Origin of the sequence: Vibrio aquimaris (assembly GCF_009363415.1) — a bacterium.
GTDB lineage: Bacteria > Pseudomonadota > Gammaproteobacteria > Enterobacterales > Vibrionaceae > Vibrio > Vibrio aquimaris.
In genome coordinates this window covers 2,937,397-2,953,788 of the sequence record NZ_CP045350.1, presented here as the reverse complement: position 1 = coordinate 2,953,788, position 16,392 = coordinate 2,937,397, and the positions used below count along the sequence as shown (strand labels likewise).

17 protein-coding genes are annotated in these 16,392 nt (G+C 42.9%); 13 read left to right on the top strand and 4 right to left on the bottom strand.

The window, feature by feature from the left end; genetic code table 11:
* The first annotated feature begins 21 nt into the window (after nt 1-21).
* From ftsE to glpG, 5 genes are all read left to right on the top strand, one after another.
* Nucleotides 22-693 carry a cell division ATP-binding protein FtsE gene (gene ftsE / locus FIV01_RS13685; protein WP_114787964.1) on the top strand — a complete coding sequence of 224 codons (672 nt, stop codon included), beginning with the start codon at nt 22-24 and terminating at the stop codon, nt 691-693.
* On the top strand, nt 686-1,651 hold the full coding sequence (ftsX, locus tag FIV01_RS13680) for a permease-like cell division protein FtsX (RefSeq protein ID WP_152431475.1): 966 nt from the start codon (nt 686-688) through the stop codon (nt 1,649-1,651). Before ftsE ends, ftsX begins: the two co-directional genes overlap by 8 nt.
* A 163-nt stretch (nt 1,652-1,814) precedes the next feature.
* Nucleotides 1,815-2,672, top strand: coding sequence for an RNA polymerase sigma factor RpoH (rpoH, locus tag FIV01_RS13675; protein WP_152431474.1), 858 nt, complete (start codon nt 1,815-1,817; stop codon nt 2,670-2,672).
* Nucleotides 2,673-3,104: 432 nt separating this feature from the next.
* A complete protein-coding gene (gene glpE / locus FIV01_RS13670) occupies nt 3,105-3,431 on the top strand; it encodes a thiosulfate sulfurtransferase GlpE (protein WP_152431473.1) in 327 nt (108 codons plus the stop codon).
* A gap of 8 nt (nt 3,432-3,439) precedes the next feature.
* The gene (gene glpG, locus FIV01_RS13665) at nt 3,440-4,273 is read left to right on the top strand and encodes a rhomboid family intramembrane serine protease GlpG (protein ID WP_152431472.1); all 834 of its coding nucleotides are present in this window, start codon (nt 3,440-3,442) and stop codon (nt 4,271-4,273) included.
* 15 nt (nt 4,274-4,288) lie between these two features.
* Here glpG and FIV01_RS13660 read toward each other — a convergent pair whose 3' ends face one another.
* On the bottom strand, nt 4,289-4,696 hold the full coding sequence (locus FIV01_RS13660) for a flagellar basal body-associated protein FliL (RefSeq protein WP_152431471.1): 408 nt from the start codon (nt 4,694-4,696) through the stop codon (nt 4,289-4,291).
* A 161-nt stretch (nt 4,697-4,857) separates the two neighbouring features.
* Between FIV01_RS13660 and FIV01_RS13655 the strand changes: the two genes are divergently transcribed.
* Complete coding sequence (locus FIV01_RS13655) at nt 4,858-5,397, top strand: chorismate lyase (protein WP_152431470.1); 540 nt, start codon at nt 4,858-4,860, stop codon at nt 5,395-5,397.
* The gene (ubiA, locus tag FIV01_RS13650; protein ID WP_152431469.1) at nt 5,398-6,252 is read left to right on the top strand and encodes a 4-hydroxybenzoate octaprenyltransferase; all 855 of its coding nucleotides are present in this window, start codon (nt 5,398-5,400) and stop codon (nt 6,250-6,252) included.
* Nucleotides 6,253-6,327: 75 nt separating this feature from the next.
* Here ubiA and plsB read toward each other — a convergent pair whose 3' ends face one another.
* Nucleotides 6,328-8,763, bottom strand: a complete 2,436-nt coding sequence (gene plsB, locus FIV01_RS13645; RefSeq protein WP_152431468.1) for a glycerol-3-phosphate 1-O-acyltransferase PlsB — start codon at nt 8,761-8,763, stop codon at nt 6,328-6,330.
* A 255-nt stretch (nt 8,764-9,018) separates the two neighbouring features.
* Here plsB and FIV01_RS13640 point away from each other — a divergent pair, with 255 nt between their 5' ends.
* The 4 genes from FIV01_RS13640 to dinF all read left to right on the top strand — a co-directional run bounded on the left by FIV01_RS13640 (nt 9,019) and on the right by dinF (nt 12,453).
* A complete protein-coding gene (locus tag FIV01_RS13640; RefSeq protein ID WP_152431467.1) occupies nt 9,019-9,381 on the top strand; it encodes a diacylglycerol kinase in 363 nt (120 codons plus the stop codon).
* 98 nt (nt 9,382-9,479) lie between these two features.
* Complete coding sequence (gene lexA / locus FIV01_RS13630; RefSeq protein WP_152431466.1) at nt 9,480-10,097, top strand: transcriptional repressor LexA; 618 nt, start codon at nt 9,480-9,482, stop codon at nt 10,095-10,097.
* A gap of 159 nt (nt 10,098-10,256) precedes the next feature.
* Complete coding sequence (locus FIV01_RS13625; RefSeq protein ID WP_152431465.1) at nt 10,257-11,069, top strand: class I SAM-dependent methyltransferase; 813 nt, start codon at nt 10,257-10,259, stop codon at nt 11,067-11,069.
* Nucleotides 11,070-11,112: 43 nt separating this feature from the next.
* Nucleotides 11,113-12,453: an MATE family efflux transporter DinF gene (dinF, locus tag FIV01_RS13620; RefSeq protein WP_246210406.1), complete on the top strand. Its 1,341-nt coding sequence runs from the start codon at nt 11,113-11,115 to the stop codon at nt 12,451-12,453.
* A gap of 42 nt (nt 12,454-12,495) precedes the next feature.
* On the opposite strand, the gene sthA is transcribed toward dinF, so the two are convergent.
* Nucleotides 12,496-13,896: a Si-specific NAD(P)(+) transhydrogenase gene (sthA, locus tag FIV01_RS13615; RefSeq protein WP_152431463.1), complete on the bottom strand. Its 1,401-nt coding sequence runs from the start codon at nt 13,894-13,896 to the stop codon at nt 12,496-12,498.
* A 281-nt stretch (nt 13,897-14,177) separates the two neighbouring features.
* Between sthA and fabR the strand changes: the two genes are divergently transcribed.
* Nucleotides 14,178-14,819 (top strand): HTH-type transcriptional repressor FabR, encoded by a 642-nt coding sequence (gene fabR / locus FIV01_RS13610; protein WP_152431462.1) that lies wholly within the window; start codon nt 14,178-14,180, stop codon nt 14,817-14,819.
* Entirely contained in the window at nt 14,819-15,199 is a 381-nt protein-coding gene (locus tag FIV01_RS13605; protein WP_152431461.1) for a YijD family membrane protein, read from the top strand. Before fabR ends, FIV01_RS13605 begins: the two co-directional genes overlap by 1 nt.
* A gap of 59 nt (nt 15,200-15,258) precedes the next feature.
* Here the strand turns inward: FIV01_RS13605 and trmA are convergent, their stop codons facing one another.
* A complete protein-coding gene (gene trmA / locus FIV01_RS13600) occupies nt 15,259-16,368 on the bottom strand; it encodes a tRNA (uridine(54)-C5)-methyltransferase TrmA (RefSeq protein ID WP_152431460.1) in 1,110 nt (369 codons plus the stop codon).
* Nucleotides 16,369-16,392 lie beyond the last annotated feature (24 nt).

Sequence of the window (16,392 nt, the reverse complement as noted above, 5' to 3'; positions counted from 1 at the left end):
GCCTAGTGAGAGGAATGACGAGTGATAAAGTTTAAGCAAGTAAGTAAAGCGTATCGTGGTGGTAGACAAGCCTTACAGAAAGTGGATTTCTACTTGCGTCGTGGTGAGATGGCTTTTCTCGGAGGGCACTCAGGGGCAGGTAAAAGCACCTTACTCAAACTGATTTGTGCGATAGAGCGACCAACGGATGGTAAAATTAGCTTCAATGATCATGATATCACTCGTATTCCAAACAAAGACATACCTTTTCTACGTCGTAATATAGGTATTGTTTTTCAAGACCATAGATTGCTGATGGATCGTTCGGTGTTTGATAATGTTGCCTTACCCATGCGTATTGAGTCGATTGCTGAGAGCGATATCAAGCGGCGGGTCTGTGCTGCTTTAGATAAAACAGGCTTACTCGATAAAGCTAAGTGTTTACCAAGCCAGCTTTCGGGCGGAGAACAGCAGCGAGTCGGTATTGCTCGCGCTGTAGTTAATAGGCCTACGTTACTTCTTGCTGATGAACCTACAGGTAATCTTGACCCAGATTTATCAAATCGAGTGGTGAAATTATTTGAAGAGTTTAATCGTGCAGGTGTAACTATATTACTTGCCACTCACGATGCGGGTCTAGTGAATACTCGCCCACAATATCGTCATCTAGAGCTGAATCAAGGCTTTCTTAGTGAGGTAGAAGACTATGCCTAATGTGCGCAATCGAAAAACCGCTAAAGTTCGACCTCAAAATCATGTTAAGCGTGATAGTTTTATTGCGGTGCATATCAGGCAGGCGAAAGCGTCTTTTGCACAGATATGGTCTCGCCCTCTAGGTAATGCTCTCACAATAGCAGTGATTTCTATGGCTTTGGCGATGCCTTCTGCTTTGTATTTGTTGGGGAAGAATATATCTGTTGCCTCAGTAAATGTGACCAGTCCTTCCAAAGTGAGTGGCTATATAAAAGAGCAAACTCCTGAATCTCGGATTATGGTCTTAAAAGATAAATTGGAAACTATGGATAAGGTTTCCAAAGTAGAATACATCTCTCCTCAACAGGGCCTCGAAGATTTGAGCCAGCATTCCGGCTTTGAGCAGGCGATATCATTGCTTGATGATTATGCTTTGCCTGGTGTGTTAGTTGTTACACCTAGTACTGAAGATAAAGCGGAAATAAAGCAACTAGCCTCCGACATTGCGAAAGAGGAGGAAGTCACTGATGTTCGCTTGGACGAAGATTGGCTAACGCGGTTGGATGCAATAAAAAAACTAGTGTGTGGGATTGTCATTACACTTTCAGTGCTTATGCTGGGTTCAGTATTTTTGATTGTTGGGAATACTCTACGCTTCAATGTGCTTGCTAACAAAGAAGAAATCCAGACCATGAAGTTGATAGGCGCGACCAATGGTTTCATCTTGAGGCCATATCTGTATTCAGGCATGTGGTTTGGTCTCTTAGGTGCTTTATTTGCTTGGGCTTTAACGGTTTTAATTACGATTGTACTCAATACAAGTGTGGAAGAGTTGGCGTTACTTTATGACAGCCAGTTTCGGCTAGTGAGTTTGAGTTGGGATGAAAGTCTATTATTATTAATGCTCGGAGTCTTCCTCGGGTGCTTGGCTGCAAAAATCTCTGCTCAGCGTCACCTGAAAGAAATTGAACCAGTGTAAGCCTGTGTTGTCTCAAGACAGAGTCAGGCATAATGAGCCTTTTACTTGTATCAGTGAAAGGTTTATGCATAATAGTTCTGATATGCTTGAATCTTGCTCACGTTAGATTCAAGATTAACTGAACAAAACCAAACCCAGATCTCGTATTTAAATGAGGAAATAAATGACTAACCAAACATATCCAATGGCTGTAGTTACACAAGATAGTTTAGATAGTTATATCCGCACAGTGAACAGCTACCCTATGCTGAGCGCTGAAGAGGAACGTGAGCTGGCAGAGCGATTACATTATGATGGCGAAATTGAAGCAGCTAAAGGCTTGATTCTTTCTCATCTGCGCTTTGTTGTACATGTTGCTCGGGGTTATTCTGGTTATGGCTTGCCAATGGCAGATTTAGTTCAAGAGGGCAACATTGGCCTGATGAAGGCGGTCAAACGTTTCAATCCAGAAGTTGGCGTACGTCTTGTCTCATTCGCTGTTCATTGGATTAAGGCGGAGATTCATGAATATGTCCTACGAAACTGGCGCATAGTTAAAATAGCAACGACTAAAGCTCAGCGTAAGCTTTTCTTCAACTTACGTAAGTCAAAAAAGCGTTTGGGCTGGTTTAATAATGGTGAGGTAGAAACAGTAGCTAAAGAGCTTGGTGTAGAGCCAGCAGAGGTTCGGGAAATGGAATCTCGCCTTGCTGCACAAGACGCTGCGTTTGAATTACAAAGTGATGATGATGATGCTGGGGCATCTTACTCAGCGCCAATGCTTTACCTTGAAGATAAGGCTTCAGATGTTGCGGATAATGTTGAAGCGGCAAACTGGGAAGCTCATACCAACCAGCGTCTCAGTTTAGCGCTATCAAGCCTTGATGAACGCAGCCAGCATATTGTGCGTTCTCGATGGTTGGAAGATAACAAGCTGACTCTACAGGATCTAGCAGAGACCTATAATGTTTCTGCAGAGCGTATTCGTCAGTTAGAGAAGAATGCGATGAAAAAGCTTAAGCTTGCCGTTGGTGACTTCTAGCAAAAGTTGATAGTACTTTAAAAACCGAGATCGTAAGGTCTCGGTTTTTTTTGTTTTTTGGGATCGACAAGCTATTTCGATACTCGGGTGTTGGATCGAATTTTGCCTTACTTGCCTTACTTGCCTTACTTGCCTGTGGGTAACTCTGTGAGAAATTTATTTGCTTAATGTAAAAAATACGGGTAAACAAAGGCTCTAGGGCTAATTTTTGATTGGGGATATTTTGTGTGATCCACACAGAAAAATAAGGATCATTACTATATGTTGTGGATCGATTATTATTTTTATACCTTATCAACGCAATCCACAGATTTATCCACAGATGGTAAAGAAATGGCCAAAAGTGGATAACCATATTGACAGAGTGTACTTGTTTACCACTGGATAGGTTACAATGGCTCTCAATATTGGTGTTTACAAAGAGGCCGTAGAATGGATCAATTTCAACATATCGATGTCTTAAGTGCGCAAGCGCTAGTAGAAGAGGGAAATGCGCGCTTGGTTGATATTCGTGATCCTCAGTCTTTTGCGATCGCTCATCCGTCAAAAGCCTACCACCTGACGAATGAAACCATGGTTCAATTGATGGACGAAGTGGAGTTTGAGCAGGCGATTTTAGTTATGTGTTACCATGGCATCAGTAGCCAAGGCGCAGCCCAATATCTCATTAACCAAGGTTATGAACAGGTATATAGTGTTGATGGTGGATTTGAAGCTTGGCAACGTGCCCAATTGCCTATTGAATCAAATTGCTCTTAGGTATAAGCATGATAAGACTTGTTTCACTACCTAACCCTAGAATGGGCCAAGCTTTTATTGACTATATGGCATCTCGACATATTCATATTAAGATGATGCCGGAAGGTAATGATCAGTTTATCTTATGGCTTATTGATCCCCAGCATCAGATAGAGACAGAGTCAGAGCTGCAACGTTTCCTAAACAACCCTAACGACAGTCGTTATCAAGCTGCGTCTTGGGATATGGCTGAAAGCCGCACTAACCAATTTCGCTATTATTCTCCTTCGATAATGTCCATGCTTAAAGCAAAAGCTGGTCCAGTAACCATATTTATTATGGTCTTGTGTACCGTGATTTTTTTCTTACAGCAATTTGGGGCTGGAAGGGCCGTTTTTGCTGCGCTGCATTTTCCTGCTTTAGCTGGGCAAGAGTGGCAGTTGTGGCGCTGGATTAGTCATGCGTTGTTGCATTTTTCCATTGTCCATATTGCCTTTAATCTACTTTGGTGGTGGCAACTGGGCGGAGATATTGAGAAAAAACTCGGTGCGAGGAAGTTGACACAACTTTTTTTAGTGTCATCTGCTCTTTCGGGGGCGGGTCAATATTGGGTCGAAGGGGCTAATTTTGGCGGTTTGTCTGGCGTAGTATATGCGCTAGTTGGTTACCTTTGGATGCTAGGGTACAAAGCTCCACATCTTGGACTGAGTCTACCCAGAGCTATTATTGGATTTATGCTGGTATGGCTAGTACTTGGTTTTGTTCAGCCTTTTATGGCAATAGCAAATACTGCCCATTTGGTTGGCTTGCTTTGTGGAGTGATAATTGGTTTGCTGGATGCTAGAAGAATGAGGCAGCCATAGCCGCCTCGCTTTTATTTATTGATACAGGTATTTGGTAAACAATAGGTCTGCAATAACGGTTCTACCCGTTTCTGGTAATAAAATGGCGTTTAGCTTATCAACCAAGGTCTTGCGCAAATCTTCTCGTCCTGCCAGAGAAGTAATAGTATCGCCTGATTGTTTCCCGAGGAGTTCAATAACCGCATCTCGTATCAGTGGTTGATGAAGCTCTATTATGGATAAATCAGCACTGTTAGCTACCATGATGTCAATGCGAACCTGAATGTATCCGAGTTCTTTGCCCTTAGTATAAAAGTTGGTGGTGAGGTCGGGCTCAAGAGTAAAATAAGCCAGTTTATCTTCCCCTTCCTCTTCAGCTAATGAAGAAAAACTAAGCAGTATACTCAATGTAAACAATAACTGGACTAAGCAACGTTTAATCATAGGTTTGTCTTTTCTTTTTTCGAATGATGATACTAGAACCGCCAGACTCTTGTTACAATAGAACACTTTTAGAGAGTTGTGCACGAGACAATTAAGCGGTGGCTCTATTATCTAACCATCCTCTCATGCATTGGCGACAAAGCTACTTATTGAATACTAGTATGAATCAACCTAATGCGCTCTATTTATCTGCTCTTCGCCAAGCCGACTGGCAAGATCCTGATAAGTTCTGCTTCCCAACTCACATTTCAAAAAAATGGCTGCTAGAGAAAGGGTCACTGTCTCGTTTACTGGAAACTCACTGCCAAGTATTAAGTGTCGACTTGCTTCACAACAATGTCGTTAACGAAGAGAAACTCGATAATCAAGAAGTCGAACTTTTGCTGCGAGAACCCTGCTTACTGAGAAAGGTCGTGCTCAGAGGAGATGACTGTCCTTGGGTGCTCGGTCGAACTTTGATCCCAAATTCATCTATGGAGGATCATGAGTTTGATTTCACTATGCAGGGCGAGAAACCTTTGGGTTTGACGATATTTACTTCTGATGACATTAAGCGTGATTCTCTTCAGGTCGCTTGGGTAAAAACGTCTGATGGTGATTTCTTAGCACGTCGTTCTCGCTTATGGGTGAATCAAAAGCCAATGTTGATTGCTGAGCTATTTTTACCTAACGCGCCAATATACAGTAAGGAAAGTGAGTGAATGATTGCTAAAAAATCACATGCATATTGGCAGCTAATGCGAATGGATAGACCCATTGGTTCATTACTCTTATTGTGGCCTACATTATGGTCTCTGTTTATCTCAGCGCAGGGTATGCCGGATTTCAAAGTTCTTCTCGTGTTTTCTCTTGGCGTTCTTTTTATGCGCTCAGCGGGTTGTGTTATTAATGATTTTGCTGATCGCAGGGTTGATGGTCATGTGAAGCGAACTCATCAGCGACCCTTACCTTCCGGTAGAGTCAGTGCTTTTGAAGCCATAGGCTTATTTGTGATTTTGTGCCTGATGTCTTTCTTGCTGGTTTTGACCATGAATACTCTGACAATAAAGTTGTCATTGATTGCTTTAGTTTTGGCGTTTATTTATCCATTTATGAAGCGCTATACTCACCTTCCTCAACTCTTTCTGGGGTTGGCGTATAGCTGGTCTATTCCTATGGCATGGGCAGCTCAGACAGGAGAACTCTCTCCTGTAGCTTGGTATATCTTTACTATCAATGCCATCTGGACCATTGCCTACGATACTCAATATGCGATGGTTGATAGAGATGATGATCTTAAAATTGGTATTAAGTCAACGGCCATTTTGTTTGGACGCTGGGATAAGTTAGTGATTGGTTTATTGCAGCTGACCACGTTAATTATGCTGATTACTTTAGGTTGGTGGTATGGCTTAGGGCTGGCCTATTATTTGAGCTTGGTGCTGGTGGCTGGTTTATTTGTGTTTCAGCAGCGCCTTACTTACTATCGTGAGCGAGAAAAATGCTTTAGTGCATTTTTAAACAATAACTATGTTGGTATGGCAATCGCTGCTGGATTGTGGTTCAGTTTCTGGTAAAGACTAATGATGTTCCAAAGAAGAGGCAACCTAAACAGGTTGCCTCTTCTTGTTTTGACGATTGCTGTTATGTGCTTATGGCGTTTCTGATGCTTGGCAAATACTTTCTTTGATAGTCAAGCATACCTCTGGTGAGAGTAACGAATACAGTAGGTCAGCGAGCGCTTGGCTCCTTTCTTGGTCACAGCTTCCATCATTATCTAAATAGTCTTGTTGCTTTAAAGTGGTTAGCATGGATGAAAATACACCCTTGTCGAAGAACTCTGGTGCATTAATACCGTGTAGACGTCCCAATCTTTGGGCTATTTCCTGACTTTTTTGCTCCAAATCTCCTTTATTCAGATTTGGGCTGGTCGGCAATAGATTGAGTGTAATGGCATAGCGTTGAAGAGTTTCGGTAATGGTACGGCCTAGCAACATCAGCATTTGGATATTATCTTGTCTGATTGCTACATTATGCCGCCCATCTACAGTAATAAGGCCCAAGCGAGCAATTTCCTCAATCGTCGATTCAGTGAATTCACCTAACTTATCATCTTCAATACTTAGGAAGAGCTCTTGTTTTAGGAAAGGGTAAATCAAGGCGACATTCGTTTTAATCTTTTTCAAACTCAGCTTTTGGTGACGGATAAGGATTTGAGCAATCAAAGAGGGAATCGCAAATAGGTGGATAATATTATTGCGGTAGTAGGTCATCAGTATTGACTGGTTGCGATCAAGAGAGACTACGTCGCCCATACTGTCAGAGTCGATAACAAATTTGTCCAATGACTCTGCATGACACACTAGTTCTTCAGCGCTTTCACTAGGCACGGTAAACGTAGAAGAATAGGGGGCATTCTTTAGCAGTGCCAAGTAGCAATCCACTTGTTTAATCAAGCTATCTCTTGATAGGGCACGCTGACGTGAGGCGAGCAAAGCGGTGGCGCATAACGTCAGAGCGTTGGTTGCAGCTGCATCGTTGATATGTGTCATGACTTTATTGGCAAGTATATTGACTATAGGGTTAATCCATTGAGGTTTAGCACTACCAACAGGATCTATGTCTTGTGTCCATTCTGGCACCTGTTCATTGAGATAGTGATTAAGCTGAATTGGTTCACCAAAGTTGACGTAACCTTGGCCAAAATTACGCAACTTCCTAATCGTTTTTAGTACCAGTCCTGCATTTTCCTTTTCTTTTCTTTTCCCTCTTAGCTCTTTTGCGTATGTGCTGACTTCCATGACGTGCTCATAGCCAATATAAACCGGCACCAAGGTGACAGGGCGATTTAAACCACGCAGCATGGCTTGGATTGTCATTGCCAACATGCCTGTTTTGGCTTGCAGTAGGCGACCAGTACGAGAGCGGCCTCCTTCACTGAAATATTCCACTGAGTAACCTTTGGAAAACAGCTCTGCCAGATATTCACGGAAAATAGTGGAATAGAGCTTATTGCCTTTAAAACTGCGGCGAATAAAGAAAGCGCCGCCGCGACGAAATATAGGACCTGCAGGAAAGAAATTAAGGTTAATACCAGCAGCAATATGTGGTGGCACCATACCTTCATGGTACAAAACGTACGAGAGTAACAAGTAATCCATATGGCTGCGATGACAGGGCACATAAACTATTTCATGGCCGTCTTGAGCTAGTTTGCGCACTACTGATGCATTATTGATATTGAGGTCTTGATAAATACGGTTCCATAGCCAACTCAGTAGTCGCTCGCCTTTTTTAATCATTGAATAGGAGAAATCTGAGGCGATTTCATCCATGATCGAGTGGGCTTCTTTACGAGCTTTTTCAAGTGATATATTTTTAGCTTTGGCTGTATCTTCGATCGCCTTGATAATCGCTTTTGAACGCATTAAGCGAGCAAAAAGGGCTTCTCTGTTGGGTAAGTTTGGTCCGGAAGCGGCTAATTTTTGGCGTGAGAAGTGAATGCGAGCCACTCTCGCAAGCTTATGAGCGATTGATACGTCGGTACCATGGGAGTCAGCCATATACCTAAGTGATACAACAGGACTGATTCTAACTAGACAGTCACGACCATACTTCAGGACGGCGATCGCTTTTTCTGGACCATTAAGCGCCTGTAAATAAGACGTTTTTTGTGATTCCTTTCCTGGTTTTCTTCCCCATAATACCGAAGTTGGGATAACTTGCACATCGAGTTTATTGTCATATTTATGCTGTTCAAGTAGCTCAGAAAACAGAGCAATTGACTCATTAGGCACATTATGATCGTTACTCATCACAGTTTGACGAGAAGAGATGAACACATAGCGCCGGAACGACTTACCATTGATTTCAATCGGAGTGAACAGATCGGGCAGACCCAACTGAATGACTTGCGCTTGGAGCGTAAGCAAATCAACACTCGACCGATAGGGCAGCGCATAAACTATGGGCTTGTTCAGATCAATACCATGATCTTCAATGGGATTGGAGGGAATGGTTGTTCCTTTTACCATCATTGATAAAGGCAGTTTTAGTAATGCACTTGGTAATGATTGTCCTGAAGACATAAGGTTTATAGCCTCGAAAAACAGATAAATCGCAGAAGCCACGCTGAGCTTCACCAACGCTGACTTTTTTGGGGTTGCAAGAATACCAGAAACTGGTCGAACCTTTTACCGTAAATTGAATATAAGCACGTCGATGTCACTTAATATTTTGAGTCTGTTGACTTTATTCTTACGGTCTTCATGCTAAGCAATATACTGTTGACCAAGCTAAAGTGTTGGGGTCAATATTTATTGATTTGCTATGAGGGAAAGCATGTGACACAGAAAACACTTCATGGATTAAAACGCATTAGAAATGCGACTCGATACTCGTGCCAAGGTTTACGTTCTGCATTTAGCAATGAGCCAGCTTTTCGTGAAGAAGTCGTACTAAGCGTCATCATGATACCCACGGCTGCGATCTTGGATATTACTCAGGTTGAGCGTATTTTACTCATTGTCACTGTTATCTTGGTTTTGATTGCAGAGCTCTTCAATAGTGCAATTGAAGCTGTGGTGGACCGCATTGGTCCAGAGCAGCACCCCCTATCTGGCCAAGCAAAAGATATTGGCTCTGCAGCTGTGATGCTAACCATGTTATTGACTGCTTACGTGTGGGCAGAAGTATTGTTTTTGTAGTCAAAAGGTTAACTAAATCAAAAAAACACCAATTGGCTTTTCATTTAATCGATTACTGGATATACTCACAGTTAACTGTATAAAAAGACAGGTGAGTCATGAAGCCACTAACACCACGCCAGCAACAAGTATATGATCTGATCAGAAGCAAAATTGAAGATACAGGTATGCCTCCAACAAGAGCGGAAATCGCTCGAGAGCTTGGTTTTCGTTCAGCCAATGCAGCAGAGGAGCACCTTAAAGCCCTCGCTCGCAAGCAAGCGATTGAAATTATTCCAGGAGCGTCTCGCGGTATTCGTATCTTGTTAGAAGACGCCGCCAATGATGCTGGACTACCTCTTATTGGTCAGGTGGCAGCTGGAGAACCGATTCTGGCTCAGGAGCATGTTGAAACTCACTACCAACTGGACCCCTCCATGTTTAAGCCTCAAGCAGACTTTTTATTACGAGTTAATGGCGAAAGTATGAAAGATATTGGGATTATGGATGGTGACTTGTTGGCTGTTCATAAGACACAAGATGTTCATGATGGTCAGGTTATTGTGGCCAGAGTCGATGATGATGTAACTGTGAAAAGACTTGAACGTAAGGGTTCAACCGTTCTATTGCATGCAGAGAATGAGGAGTTTGCTCCAATTAAGGTGGATCTCACCAGCCAGCACTTAACTATCGAAGGTTTAGCGGTTGGTATTATTCGTAATACCGATTGGATGTAGATCTTGATGTTTGAATCTCCACTGTTTGGTGTGGAGATCATAAATATTTAGAGATATGGCTCATAGTTCTCACCTTTTAATTGAGAATAATTCTCAATAACTTGAATTGTTAACTGATATTCATTATCATCTAAATCCTAATAATGGAGGAAGATGATAATGGTCGCTAGACAAAAGGTTTCAGGGCATCGTTACCAGGTTCCTGTTAATTTACTTCAGCCTCTATGGTTTCGTAGCCAAGAAAGTTTGGTTGACGATGGTTTAGTATATGATCCGATAGCAGCTACTGCTTGCCAACGTTGTCAGCTCGCACCTGAATGCTTATCAGGAGATATTGACCAGAAACAGCTCCTCCATGCTACTTTGACTCAGATTTGTGATGAGCGAGTGAATCATTTTCTTTCCCAGCACCCGGATGGCTGGATAATCAATGTTGGTGCTGGTTTAGATACCCGTTTTTATCGTGTAGATAATGGACGCTGTCATTGGTTAGAGTTGGATGTGACAGAAAACTTATTATGGCGCCAAAAATTATTCCATAAAAGTGAGCGCTACCAACATATCTGCGGCCATGTTGATGACCTATCTTGGCTTGAGCAGCTTCCAATTTCAGAGAAGACGCCAGTTTTAATTGTTTGTGAGCAAGCTTTGCTTGATTGCAGTGAAAAGCAAGTGGGTAAGTTTATCCAAGCCTTGGGGCGCCACTTTGATTCAGCAATAGCATGTATAGTGCTAGCGGGCGACAGAGCATCAACCCGGTTAGGGGAAAAAATGGGTTCAGGGGCGTACAGCCATGGGTATGTATCGCCGGGAGATGCGGTACTTAACTATCTTCCGTGGTCTCGCTGGGTCAGAACCTTTTCTCCTCTTGATAGACATTGTGGGCGTTGGAAGTTTTGGCAGCGCTGGCTGACAAAATTTAGCTCTTTTAAGCACAGACTAACACCAGTAGTGATTCAGCTTCGCTGGTAATCCGGTTACAATTTCCGCTCTCTAATACCAGATGGTGGATAATTTGAACATCTTACGACTCCTTTGTGATAAAGCGCTGCATAAGCAAGTGTTGTTGCTTGCTATCCCTATGGTGCTTTCCAATATCACAGTACCCCTTCTTGGTTTAGTTGATGCAGCAGTCATTGGCCACCTAGAGCACGCCTGGTATTTAGGTGGCGTAGCTCTTGGCAGCACAATGATCAGTGTGGCTTTTTGGTTGCTTGGCTTTTTGCGCATGTCTACCACTGGCCTTGCTGCTCAATCCTATGGTGCGGATAGCGGTAAGCAGCTTGCAATAGTTTTTACTCAAGGCCTTTTTATGGCATTGGGTTTTGCACTGGCTTTTATTGCTCTTCATTCATTTATTGCTGATTTTGTATTTTCAGTCAGTAGCGCCAGTGAGCAAGTGAAACACTATGGCCAGCAGTATTTCTCTGTTCGCGTATGGAGCGCTCCCGCAGCTCTAGTCAACTACGTTCTCTTGGGTTGGTTACTAGGGACACAAAATTCAAAAGCCCCTATGTGGATGGTGATCATTGTTAACTCAACAAATATTGCTTTGGATATTCTTTTTGTTGTGGGCTTGGGTTGGAAAGTAGAAGGAGCCGCTTTAGCTTCGGTCATTGCTGATTATAGCGGTATGATTTTTGGCCTTTGTTGTGTCTATAAAACTTGGCAACAAAAACAGTTGCCAAAGCTGCTTACGTTAGTGAAAGACACTTCCCACGGATTGAGTAGGTTCATCAAGTTAAATCGTGACATTTTTCTGCGCTCTTTGTGTTTACAAGCGACCTTCACTTTTATGACTTTCCAAGGTGCAAGCTTTGGAGACGATGTGGTGGCTGCCAATGCGGTGTTGATGAGTTTTTTAATGATTATTTCTTATGGTATGGACGGTTTTGCTTACGCAATGGAAGCATTAGTGGGTAAAGCCTTTGGCGCCCATGATAAACAGCAATTGAGCCGCTCTTTAATTGGCACCTTTTTCTGGGGTTTGGTGATTTGCGCTGGCTTAACTCTAGTGTTTAGTTTTGCTGGTTCTTCGTTAGTGGGTCTAATCACAGATATTTCCAAAGTAGCAGACACCGCTAATATTTACCTTCCATGGCTAGTGGCTATGCCACTTGTGTCCATGTGGTGCTTTTTATTTGATGGAATTTTTATTGGCGCAACAAAGGGCCAAGAAATGCGCAATAGTATGTTTGGTGCTATGTGCGTCTTTTTTGGTTTGTTCTTTGGCTTTTCGGATATGGGTAATCATGCTTTGTGGTTAGCCATGTTGGGCTTTATGGCAATGCGGGGCATGAGTTTGGGTGTGATTTTTTATCGCCAATGGCGAGAAGAGCGCTTTTTTATGGTTTAAGTGACAGCCACTCGATCAGAAGTGGCTGCGCTGAGTTACTACTTAAAATAAACGATTAAGGCCATTAAGAGCAGCAACCCGATAGGCTTCTGCCATGGTTGGGTAGTTGAAGGTAGTGTTGACGAAATACTCTATGGTGTTTGCTTCGCCTTTTTGCTCCATGATGGCTTGGCCGATATGGATAATTTCGGCAGCGCGCTCACCAAAACAGTGAATACCTAAAATTTCTTTAGTTTCACGGTGGAAGAGAATCTTTAAGCTGCCAATATCTTTACCTGCAATTTGGGCTCGAGCGAGGTGCTTAAATGACGTGCGTCCCACCTCGTATGGAATTTTAGCAGCAGTGAGCTCTTGCTCGGTTTTACCAACCGAGCTGATTTCTGGGATGGTGTATATACCGGTTGGGATATCTTCAATGAGGTGACTGTCTGCCTGCCCTTTTTCAATTGCTTGAGCAACGAACCTGCCTTGGTCATAGGCAGCGCTCGCAAGGCTAGGATATCCGATCACATCACCCACAGCATAGATATGCTCAACATCGGTTTGATAATTGCTATCTACACTTAGTTGCCCTCTTGAGTCAGCACTTAGACCTACAGCTGATAAGTTAAGCTTATCGGTATTACCGGTTCGTCCGTTGGCAAACAATAAGCAGTCTGCGCGCATCTTCTTGCCGGACTCTAAGTGGATAATAACGCCTTGGTCAGTACCTTCGATTTTTTCGTAGGTTTCATCATTTCGAATCACCACACCGCTATTCCAAAAATGATAAGACAGGGCATCCGATACCTCGTTATCGAGAAAAGACAGTAAGCGATCACGGGTATTGATAAGGTCAGTTTTAACGCCAAGCCCTCTGAAGATAGAGGCATATTCACAACCAATAACGCCAGCACCGTAGATGATGATATGGCGAGGATCATGACTCAGGCTCAAGATAGAATCACTGTCGTAAATGCGCTCATGCATAAAGTCGACATCTTTTGGCTGATATGGACGTGAGCCTGTTGCGATAATAAATCGGTCTGCGCTATACAGCTCTTCTGTACCATCAGCCTGTGCGACAGCAATGGTGTACTTGTCGGTAAACCGTGCGGTACCAAAAATTAAGGAGCACTGGTTACGGTCATAGAATCCTTGTCTTAAGCGCGTTTGTTTATCAATCACAGTTTTGGCGTGGCCTAAGATATTAGAAAAGGTAGAATGAAGACTGGTGTTGTTATGGCAAAAGAGAGGATTGTTATTAAATTCGATAATACGGCTGACGGCATGGCGAAGTGATTTTGAGGGAATGGTGCCCCAATGGGTACATCCGCCTCCCACGCTGCTTTCCTTCTCAACGATGGCGACATTGAGTCCCGCTTTGGTTAGCCCCATTGCAGCCCCTTCTCCTCCAGGACCACTACCGATAACAATTACGTCAAAGTGGTTACTTTCCGCCATAACTTTTCCTTGGTTATACTATTTTTACATTGCTTTATCGAGATTTTAACTGATTTCTCGATAATGCACACGTATTGAAGCCTTTAAGTAAGTGAGTAGGCAGGATAGGGCTGTTTTGATATTTGTCTATAAGTATACTGCTAAATGTATGTTAAATTATTGAAAAGTTGGGCGAATTGGATTTAATTACCATCCGATTATCAAAGGTAGTGATTTTGTCTTATGTCTTTGCTCTAATCATTGTATATTTGCTAGCGAGCAAATAATTCAATAACAAGTAGATGGCAACCATGGGAATCCGAGCACAGCAAAAAGAAAAAACGCGTCGTTCAGTCATTGATGCAGCGTTTAGTCAGCTAAGCGCTGAGCGAAGCTTTTCTAACTTAAGCTTAAGAGAAGTTGCCCGCGAAGCTGGGATTGCTCCTACCTCTTTTTATCGCCATTTTAAAGATATGGACGAGCTTGGCTTAACTATGGTTGATGAGGGAGGCTTATTACTTCGTCAATTGATGCGCCAAGCAAGGCAAAGGATCGTGAAAGAGGGAAGTGTGATACGAACTTCCGTTGAGACCTTCATGGAGTTTATTGATAATCACCCCAATGTTTTCCGACTTTTGTTACGAGAACGTTCAGGAACATCATTTGAATTTCGAGCCGCCGTAGCGAGAGAAATTCAACATTTTGTTGCTGAGCTTACTGAGTACCTTGTTAGTACTCGGATGTCTCGTGATGAAGCATACACTCAAGCGGAAGCCTCAGTCACTTTGGTGTTTAGCTCAGGTGCGGAAGCACTAGATTTAGCCAGCCATGAACGTGATGAACTAGCTGAGCGATTGATTACTCAATTGCGCATGATTGCCAAAGGCGCTTTGTGGTACCGAAAAGAACGTGAACGTAACCGATTAAAAGGTGGAACAGATTAATGTCGAATGAAGTAAACCGAGTGGATACTGGCTCAGAGAAAAAAACCTTAATATTGGCACTTATTGCTGGTATGTGTGGTGATGCCTTGTTGTCTTGGGTAACAATGAGTGAAGTCTCTTTTTCTATTTTTCCTCTGATTGCGCTGGTTTTATCTGTGCAGGCTCTCTATCAAGAATACCTCCGCAACCCTGTCTCTGAAGACATTCCGCTTGTCGGATTAGCTTGCTTCTTTGTCGGTGCTTTTGGCCATTCGGCGTTCGTTAAAGCCCAGTATCCAGATGCGGGTTCTAACTTTTTTGCCATCGTCGTCTCATTACTACTGCTAGTGTGGATAGGTAAAAAGCTCGGCTTTATGGACCGTTCCACCAGGACTGAATAATGTTGTAAAACAAAAACGAGCGTAAAAGCTCGTTTTTTATTTGCGATGAGAAATCGGCACTAAACTTTGCGTTCTAGCATTACGCCCGCTTCCATATGGTGGGTGTATGGGAACTGATCAAACAGCGCAAAACGCGTAACTTTGTGTGTCTGATACAAAACATCTAAATTATGTTTGAGTGTTTCTGGGTTACAGGAAATATAAACAATACGTTGGTATCCTTGCACCATTTTACAGGTATCTAGATCCATTCCAGCTCTTGGCGGATCGACAAAAATTGTATTGCAATCGTAGCTTTTTAAATCCACGCCAGCATCTTTGAGGCGGCGAAACGCTCGTTTTCCTTCGATGGCTTGGGTAAATTCCTCTGCCGAGAGGCGCAATATCTGCACGTTATCAATCTTATTAGCCGCAATATTATATTGGGCGGACTCAACCGAGGGTTTGGCCAGCTCAGTTGCCAGTACACGTCTAAAGTTTTGTGCCAGTGCGAGAGAAAAATTACCATTGCCACAATAGAGTTCTAGCAAATCGCCTTGACTATCACGAGTACAGTCTATTGCCCATTCCAGCATTTTCTCGGCGACTTTTCCGTTTGGTTGAGTAAAACTGTTTTCTACTTGCTGGTATAGATATGGCTGCCCATTTACGTTCAGCTGCTCAATCACATAATCACGATCGAGTACAATTTTCATTTTTCGAGCTCGCCCAATGATATTGAGCTTATAGCCTTTATCGATTAGGCGCTGTTTGAGTGCTTTTGCGTTTTCAATCCACTGTTCATCCAATTGGCGATGATATAAAAGGGAGATTAGAATCTCACCACTGAGCGTTGAGAGGAAGTCGACTTGGAAGAGTTTACGACGCAGTGAATCACTGTTTTTCATCTCATCCATCAAAAGCGGCATCACCTCATTGATCAAACCACTGGCGGCTGGAAACTGATCAACACGATACTTTTCACGCGTTTCCTGATTGAACATGATGTAGTAAAGATCATTGCCCTCATGCCAAACACGAAACTCAGCGCGCATGCGATAATGTTGGCTTTCAGATTCAAACACCTCAAGTTTTGGCATTTGGTAACAAGCGAACATTTGCCCAAGACGCGCTTTTTTTTCATTCAATTGTTCTTGGTAGTCTTGTGGATTTACGTCAAGATTCGCCATGCTCTTTACCTTAGGTTGTTGCCC

Excerpts from the sequence above, each read along its gene's own strand:
- ftsX (WP_152431475.1), top strand. The coding sequence starts at position 686 with ATGCCTAATGTGCGCAATCGAAAAACCGCTAAAGTTCGACCTCAAAAT.
- rpoH (WP_152431474.1), top strand. The coding sequence starts at position 1,815 with ATGACTAACCAAACATATCCAATGGCTGTAGTTACACAAGATAGTTTA.
- glpE (WP_152431473.1), top strand. The coding sequence starts at position 3,105 with ATGGATCAATTTCAACATATCGATGTCTTAAGTGCGCAAGCGCTAGTA.
- glpG (WP_152431472.1), top strand. The coding sequence starts at position 3,440 with ATGATAAGACTTGTTTCACTACCTAACCCTAGAATGGGCCAAGCTTTT.
- FIV01_RS13660 (WP_152431471.1), bottom strand. The coding sequence starts at position 4,696 with ATGATTAAACGTTGCTTAGTCCAGTTATTGTTTACATTGAGTATACTG.
- FIV01_RS13655 (WP_152431470.1), top strand. The coding sequence starts at position 4,858 with ATGAATCAACCTAATGCGCTCTATTTATCTGCTCTTCGCCAAGCCGAC.
- ubiA (WP_152431469.1), top strand. The coding sequence starts at position 5,398 with ATGATTGCTAAAAAATCACATGCATATTGGCAGCTAATGCGAATGGAT.
- plsB (WP_152431468.1), bottom strand. The coding sequence starts at position 8,763 with ATGTCTTCAGGACAATCATTACCAAGTGCATTACTAAAACTGCCTTTA.
- lexA (WP_152431466.1), top strand. The coding sequence starts at position 9,480 with ATGAAGCCACTAACACCACGCCAGCAACAAGTATATGATCTGATCAGA.
- FIV01_RS13625 (WP_152431465.1), top strand. The coding sequence starts at position 10,257 with ATGGTCGCTAGACAAAAGGTTTCAGGGCATCGTTACCAGGTTCCTGTT.
- sthA (WP_152431463.1), bottom strand. The coding sequence starts at position 13,896 with ATGGCGGAAAGTAACCACTTTGACGTAATTGTTATCGGTAGTGGTCCT.
- fabR (WP_152431462.1), top strand. The coding sequence starts at position 14,178 with ATGGCAACCATGGGAATCCGAGCACAGCAAAAAGAAAAAACGCGTCGT.
- FIV01_RS13605 (WP_152431461.1), top strand. The coding sequence starts at position 14,819 with ATGTCGAATGAAGTAAACCGAGTGGATACTGGCTCAGAGAAAAAAACC.
- trmA (WP_152431460.1), bottom strand. The coding sequence starts at position 16,368 with ATGGCGAATCTTGACGTAAATCCACAAGACTACCAAGAACAATTGAAT.